Annotated in this window: 6 protein-coding genes; all 6 read right to left on the bottom strand. The window is 38.5% G+C overall.

Going from position 1 to position 8,006, the window contains the following annotated elements:
- Positions 1–216: 216 nt before the first annotated feature.
- Entirely contained in the window at positions 217–1,242 is a 1,026-nt protein-coding gene (gene ilvC / locus KQI69_RS05275; RefSeq protein WP_216564301.1) for a ketol-acid reductoisomerase, read from the bottom strand.
- Between the two features lie 85 nt (positions 1,243–1,327).
- Entirely contained in the window at positions 1,328–1,831 is a 504-nt protein-coding gene (gene ilvN / locus KQI69_RS05270; protein WP_216564300.1) for an acetolactate synthase small subunit, read from the bottom strand.
- A gap of 152 nt (positions 1,832–1,983) precedes the next feature.
- Positions 1,984–3,264: a transglutaminase domain-containing protein gene (locus tag KQI69_RS05265; protein ID WP_216564299.1), complete on the bottom strand. Its 1,281-nt coding sequence runs from the start codon at positions 3,262–3,264 to the stop codon at positions 1,984–1,986.
- 75 nt (positions 3,265–3,339) lie between these two features.
- Positions 3,340–4,659 (bottom strand): ATP-binding protein, encoded by a 1,320-nt coding sequence (locus KQI69_RS05260; RefSeq protein WP_216564298.1) that lies wholly within the window; start codon positions 4,657–4,659, stop codon positions 3,340–3,342.
- A gap of 137 nt (positions 4,660–4,796) precedes the next feature.
- Positions 4,797–6,563, bottom strand: coding sequence for an arginine--tRNA ligase (argS, locus tag KQI69_RS05255; RefSeq protein ID WP_216564297.1), 1,767 nt, complete (start codon positions 6,561–6,563; stop codon positions 4,797–4,799).
- A gap of 6 nt (positions 6,564–6,569) precedes the next feature.
- Positions 6,570–7,874 (bottom strand): 3-phosphoshikimate 1-carboxyvinyltransferase, encoded by a 1,305-nt coding sequence (aroA, locus tag KQI69_RS05250; protein ID WP_216564296.1) that lies wholly within the window; start codon positions 7,872–7,874, stop codon positions 6,570–6,572.
- Positions 7,875–8,006: the final 132 nt, after the last annotated feature.

The raw sequence follows: 8,006 nt of genomic DNA, 5'->3' as shown, positions 1-8,006 counted from the left end.
AAAAAATGTAACACAATATCCATTGTGTTACATTTTTATTTTTAAGCATTTATACATAATTTTCAAGATTTATATATAATTTTCCAAATTTTCTATTCATCAAAATTAGATTACTACTTTTTAGTATTTTTTCTATAGTCAAAAAAGAGATACACCGATATAAAATATACCAATGTACCTCTCTATGTAAATCATTTTCACCCTAAATCATTAAGATTAGTTGTTGATGAGTTTGTCTCCCTCATTGTTCCAGCTATAAAGCTTACGGATTTCTGCTCCAATCTTCTCTGATGGATGCTCAGAAGCAAGCTTTCTCATAGCCTTGAAGTGAACCTGACGTCCTGCTGGTGACATATCGAGAAGGAAGTCTTTTGCAAATGTACCATCCTGAATATCTGTAAGGATCTGCTTCATAGCTTTCTTTGTCTCAGCCGTAACAATCTTAGGTCCTGTGATGTAATCACCATACTCTGCTGTGTTAGAGATAGAGTATCTCATTCCTGCAAAACCTGACTGATAAATAAGGTCTACGATAAGCTTCATCTCATGGATACACTCAAAGTATGCATTTCTTGGATCATATCCTGCTTCGCAAAGTGTCTCAAAACCTGCCTGCATAAGTGCACAAACACCACCACAAAGTACAGCCTGCTCACCAAAGAGGTCTGTCTCTGTCTCTGTACGGAATGTTGTCTCAAGAAGACCAGCTCTTGCTCCACCGATTCCAAGACCATATGCAAGTGCCATATCAAGTGCCTTACCTGTTGCATCCTGCTCTACTGCTACGAGACAAGGTGTTCCCTTTCCTGCCTGATACTCAGAACGTACTGTGTGACCAGGAGCTTTAGGAGCGATCATTGTTACATCTACATCCTTTGGAGGTACGATACATCCAAAGTGAATGTTGAATCCATGAGCAAACATAAGCATGTTTCCTGCTTCAAGGTTTGGCTCGATGTCAGCTTTATACATATCTGCCTGCTTCTCATCGTTGATAAGAATCATGATAATATCAGCTTTCTTTGCAGCTTCTGCTGCTGTATATACTTCAAAGCCCTGCTTCTCAGCCTTTGCCCAAGATTTTGAGCCTTCATAAAGACCGATAATGACATTACAACCTGACTCCTTAAGGTTGAGTGCATGAGCATGACCCTGACTACCATATCCGATAATGGCGATTGTCTTGCCATCCAATAAAGATAAATTACAATCATCCTGATAAAAAATTCTTGCTTCTGCCATTTTTATTTTCCTCCTGTGAAAAAATAATTAATATATGTGAAGTACAGACTTTTCGTCTGTGCTATCGCCAATTTTTATAATACACCTAATCAAGTTCATCAAGCATAACCTCTGCTCCACGGCTGAGACCTGTGATACCTGTTCTGACAAGTTCCTTTATCTCATAACCGTCAAGAAGTTTGATAAACGCATTAAGCTTTGTCTGATTTCCCGTAAGTTCGATCATCATCGTGTCAACTCCTACATCCACGATCTTACCTCTGAACGTATCTGCAATAGCTATGATCTCCGGTCTGTTTGACGGCTCAACACCAACAGTTATCAGGACAAGTTCCCTGCATACCGAATGTGTGCTTTTAAGTTCCTTGACACATCTTACATCCTCAAGTTTTGCAAGCTGTTTTTCAATCTGGTCAAGAATGTGGTCATCACCTCTGACAACAACTGTCATTCGTGAGTACTTCGGATTTTCCGTTTCACCTACAGTCAGACTGTCTATATTATAACCACGCCTGCTGAACAAACCTGATATTCGGCTAAGTACACCTGACGTGTTATCAACAAGGATTGATAATACTTTTTTCTTCATAAGTTTCCTCCAAAACCGGATTTTAATATGATAATAGTCCGTCAACATCTGCAAATATGTAAATATTAACTATACTTTATCTTTGCCACCATGTTTCATTTTAGCAATATGACATTGTTTTGTCAATAAAGTTAGAAACAAAAAAGCATCTTTCAGACCAATCCGCTCTTCTTTACTTCAAATGAACCTCTTTTTTGTTTATTTTTTTTCTTATTTATCAAATAATACTTAATTTTTCCTGATGAATACTTTATCTGGGTAATATAATACGAATAACCATACTGCTTTACAGGACTCCATACAAGTGCAGACCTGTTGCTTTTCAAGCTAAATATATAAATTCTGTTATACGCTATATAATAATACTTAACTGAATTATACTTAATAAAGCATATTCCCTTTACTTTACAAAGGCATTTTGCACTGCCTGAATTAACATGTGTCCGCTTATATATACCTGATGAATCCATATATACAAAACAGTCTCCACGATAATCAAATGCACTTGTAACATTTTTAAAATAGCTTTTATCATACTTTTTACTATCAGCCCCCGTTGCCTGAAATCCATAATATCCATGGCTTTTCATATATGAATCACTTGCAAGTAAAAAACTGTGATGCACCACTCCATCCTGATTTTTTCCCGTTTCGCTGCCAACAGGGTCATCCCATGTAACATCGACATTATACCATTTTGAGCCTATTTTTACCTGATTCCATACATGCCCCATTGAATCTGAATCCACAAACCGGACCGAAATGCCAAGCTTTTCCATAACTGCCGCATATGCAAGCGAATACCCCTGACAATTTCCTTTATGTTTTACAAGCACACCATACTCGGTAAGCCTTCCATTGTCTGAACTTTTGTCCTCATATGAGGTATTCTTCGCTATCCAGTCATGCACAAAAAGAGCCTTATCCACACTGTTCATATCGTGCTTTAGCTGGGAAGTTATCTTTGTTATCTGTCTGTTTATCTTATTTGAAGCTTTTTTTATAGCACTTTTATTTACTGAACCACTCTGATATTTATATTCTGCTGCATAACCAAGCTGTATCTTTGTTATCTTTCCTGATGTACCTGTGTATTCAAGAGAATAGCTGTGACTTGTATAAAATAATGATGTAGTTTTGTTTACAACCTCTGTCATCACTTTTTTTATACTGCTCTTATCCTCATTGATGTAAAAATCAAACGAACTGATATCCAATTCAGTTTTATATTCTTTATATGCCTTTATTATCTTTGTTTTGAGAAGTTCATAATCTGACTGACCGGCTGCCAAAGCCTTAACAGGACTTCCCACAGCCATAAAACAGCCTGTCATGATAAGGCATAATAACAGGCTGTTCAATCTGTTCATAAACATGTGCAAAATATTTCTCTCTAAATTCTCATTTATCATCTTATTATCATATATAGCCATATACCTGCCTGACCGCTGCTATATACCGCATACCACCTGTCTTCTGACAGGTATCAGACAGGTCAATAGTAACTCCTAATCGTCTGCCACACCTATAAGATGGTTGATAAACTGCTGCGCCGTGCGGCCTGAAATACCACCGTGGCTTAATTCCCACTTGTTTGCCTCAAGCCTTAACTCGTCCTCCGTAAGTTTAATCTCAGGATATTTCTTTGCAAGATTGATAACAATATCAAAATATTCCTGCTGTGACGGTCTGTAGTAACCGATGGTAACACCAAACCTTGCAACAAGTGAGAGTTTCTCCTGCATAGTATCTGAGCGGTGAAGTTCATCCTTTGACATATCAGAGCGGTCGCTCCAGGTCTCTCTTATAAGATGTCTTCTGTTTGAAGTTGCATATATAAGAATATTATCAGGCTTCGTCTCAAGACCACCCTCTATAACAGCTTTAAGATATTTATACTCAATCTCAAATTCCTCAAATGAGAGGTCATCCATATAGATTATAAATCTGTAATTTCTATTCTTTATCTCAGAGATTATAGCTGAGAGGTCTTTAAATTCATGTTTGTAAACCTCTATCATTCTAAGACCCTGACTGTAATACTTATTTAAGATAGCCTTGATACTCGTTGACTTTCCTGTACCTGCATCACCGAAAAGAAGAACATTGTTTGCTTTCTTTCCCTTAACGAATGCTTCAGTATTTTCAATAAGTTTCTGTTTCTGGGACTCATATCCTATAAGGTCATCAAGTGTCATATTGCCTGTTGTTGTGATAGGCTCTAATATCTCACCTGCCTGTCTCGTACTCTCATTGTGATTTACCCTGAATGCCTTATTTAAACCAAACTTTCCGACACCATAAGTCCTGTAAAAGTCAGTGACTATCTTATACATCTCAGTCTCATCTTCAGCCTTTTCAATATCACTGCTAAGCTGCTGGACTTTCTCACTTACGCTCTTATTAAATATCTGCTCACTCTTAACGATAGCCTTGTAATTTAACACGACACTGAAACAGTTAATTCCAAGTTCCTTTTCAATACCTGAAAAATCGTAGTCAAAAAGCTGCTTGAATATCGCAAAATCTCCTTTTGCAAACTCATTTACCGTACCCTCATTTGCTCCAACTTTCTCAGAAACAAGAGTGAACGGATTTTCACTCATCGCAAGGAGAAATGCAAGATAATTATGCCAGAGATTTTTGTCAAAACCATAGCGGGTTGAAAGGTCAAGAAGATTATGTATCTGGTCATATATCTCTGTGATAAGATCTTCTTTCACATACTGACCTGTTGAAAATCTCTGAAAGATGTCAGCAAGTTTAAATAAAATACTGTCTTTTCCTATATTTCTGTAAATTACAAGTTTTGATGTCAAACGATACATCGAAAATCGCCTCCAATTTTTACTTCAGTTATTTATTTCTGAAACTAACTCTTAGATGTATATCTTATGCAATTACGATTACACAAATCTCACACATTTAAGCATAGTTTTATAAGAATTTATATATTTTAAATTTTTTACATTCTCTCAGGAGCTTCAAGTCCGAGAAGGTCTATCGCTGTTTCAAGAACCTTTCCAACCAACGCACTGAGTTTAATGTAGGAATTTCTCTGCTGTTCATTTTCGTTTGTCACTATCTTATTTTCATGATAGAACTTATTGAATGTGTCTGAGAGTTCATATACAAACTGGCATATCTTATGTGGTGCATGCTCCTCAAATGCAGCATTTACCGTCTCTGACCATTTTGTGAGTGCGAGCATCACATCTGTCTCCGATTTGCTGTCAGCAGGCTCGATAGCTGATTTTTCATCAACCTCTATATTCTGTGCCTTTACTTTTGCAAGAAGTGATTTTGTGCGAACTATCGTATATAAGATATATGGTCCTGTATTTCCCTCAAATGATGTAAATCTGTCAACATCAAATATATAATCTTTTGATGCCTGATTGCTGAGGTCACCATATTTGATAGCTGCAAGGCTTATTTTAGCTGCCGCATCATCTATCATATCCTTGTCCATATCCCTGTCTTTCATCTTGTCAAGAACCTGCTCATTTACATCTTCAAGAAGTTTTTCAAGTCTTAATACTCCGCCGTCACGAGTCTTAAACGGTTTGCCGTCCTTACCGTTCATAGTACCAAATCCCACAAACTCAAGTTTTACATCTTCGCCAATTATCTTTGTCTTTCTTGCACATCTGAATACCTGCTCAAAGTAAAGTGACTGTCTTTTATCAACGACATAGATTATCTCATCAGGATCAAAAAGTTTGCGTCTCTCAACAATAGTTGCAAGGTCAGTTGTATTGTAAAGAGTTGCCCCGTTTGATTTAAGAATCATACAAGGAGGGATTTCCTTTGTGTCAGTCTCCTCTTTTACATCAACGACAAGCGCACCCTGGTCGATATGTGCATATCCTCCGTCCTTCATATCCTGTACCATCTGCGGAATATATGGCTGTGCATCTGATTCTTTTTTCCAGAGGTCAAACTCTACATTTAATTTTGTATATATCTTCTTTAAATCAGCAACAGACACATTGATAATGTGCTGCCAGAGTGCAAGATAACCTTTTCTTCCTGACTGCAGTTCGGCCGTTGCTGTCTGTGCTTCTTCCTTATATTCAGGATGCTCTTTTGAATAGCCTGAAGCATAAGGATATATCTCCTCAAGGTCAGACATTGTAAATGGAGGCTCTGTAGGATATTCTCCGTCAAAACTCTCATCAAAATATACAAGTTCAGGTTTGCGGTGTTTTAATTCCGTAATGATAAGACCAATCTGAAGTCCCCAGTCTCCGAGATGAACATCACCTACTACCTTATGTCCAAGATAGCGCGCTGTTCTCTTTATGCTCTCACCGATAACTGCTGAGCGAAGATGACCTACATGGAGCGGTTTTGCAACATTTGCTCCGCCGTAGTCGATAACTATAGTTTCAGGATTTTGGGCTTTTTCAAGGCCAAGAGTCTCTGATGCTGCCATCTCATTTATGTAATCAGCAAGAAATCTGTCACTGACACTCATATTTATAAATCCCGGTGCCTGTGCAACTATCTCCTTAAAACTTTCGCTGTCTTTTAAAAATTCAACAACCTCATTTGCCATCTGAATAGGAGCTTTGTGATACTCTTTAGCAGCCGCAAGCGCTCCGTTACACTGATACTGGCAGAGGTCAGGTCTGTTTGAAACACCAACCTTTGCATATTTCTTGTCATAGCCTGCCTTTTCAAAAGCAGCACTAAGTTCTTCCTGTAAGATTTCGATTACTTTTTTCATTAAAATTTATTCCTCCAATCTGTCTATTTCATCAAAAAATCCCGCAAATGTCTTTTTACAGCACATAGGATTTAATATTGTCATTCCATCACCTGCAAGTCCGGTAACCGCAAAAGACATTGCAACTCTGTGGTCATTATAAGTCTCTATACTTGTATTTTTAGGTGTACCGGGATGTATCTTTACACCATCAGGCAGTTCATTACATGATATCCCCATTTTATTAAGTTCGTCAACAATAACTTTTATCCTGTCAGACTCCTGACCTCTTATATGTGCAATCCCTGTTATCGTAACATCCGAGTCAGCAAAAGGTGCTATCGCCGCAAGCGTAAGAGCCTGGTCTGAAAAATCTGACATTTTAACTTCAATTCCCTTCAATTTACCGTCAGGTCCTTTAAGCCAAAGATTTTGTTCACCATCCCGCTCCCAACTTACAGTACACCCCATCTTTTCAAGCAGGCCTATAAACTTCATGTCTCCCTGAAGCGAATCTTTACGCATACGCTTTACCATAGCCCATTTTCCTGTTGCCGCCGCAAGTGCATAAAAATAACAAGCTGCCGAGACATCAGGCTCTATATCATAGTCCCTTGCAGTATAATTTCCGCCTCTTACACGATAGCTGTCATTTTCAAGTTTTTCAACACCCCTATGACCAAACTGCTTCATCATCTGCTCAGTCATCTCAACATATGACCTAGCCTCTCTCGTACCCGTCATTTTGATCGTAACATCATCAAATGCTATCGGCAAGACCATTAAAAGTGCACTTAAAAACTGACTGCTCCTGTCTATGTTTAAATTAACAGTCTTAGGCTCTCCGACAGCATTTCTTCCATATAAAATACCTCTTACTCTCATCGGGAAAGTATATTCTTCACCAAGCCATGTAAACTCTGCCCCAAGACCTTCAAGTGCCCCAAGAAGTTCACGCATAGGTCTTTTTCTCATCTGGTCTGACGAGTCAAGCACATACTCACCATCCCCCATTGCCGTAAAAGCCGTAAGAAACCTCGCCGCAGTCCCGGCACTGCCTACATATATCTTGGCATTTTTATTTGGAATATTTCCTCCATGCCCTTCAATTACAACACTGCACTTTTTCTCATCAGCTTCAACTTTAAATCCGAGACTTTCAAGTGCCTTTAAAAAGTGAACCGAGTCCTCACTAAACGCAGCTCCCTCAAGCCTTGATGTCCCGTCCGCCATCGCAGCGAGCAGGAGTGCCCTGTTAGTCATACTTTTTGAACCGGGAACCTCTGCCACTATATCTTCTTTTAAATATTTTTTTACTTTGTAACTTGTCATATCTTAGTCCTTATTTTTATGATGTCTAGTGTAGTGTATCAATGACATTTCGCCAAATAACTTGTATAAATTTCCATATGCTGCGTTGTCATCAATCGCCGTAGCCCGCTACGGCTCATTCTTCCGCCTTGC

The organism is Eubacterium sp. MSJ-13 (genome assembly GCF_018918235.1).
Lineage (GTDB): Bacteria > Bacillota > Clostridia > Lachnospirales > Lachnospiraceae > Butyribacter.
The sequence above is the reverse complement of the archived record's forward strand: the minus strand, read 5'-3'. Positions and strand labels throughout refer to the sequence as shown.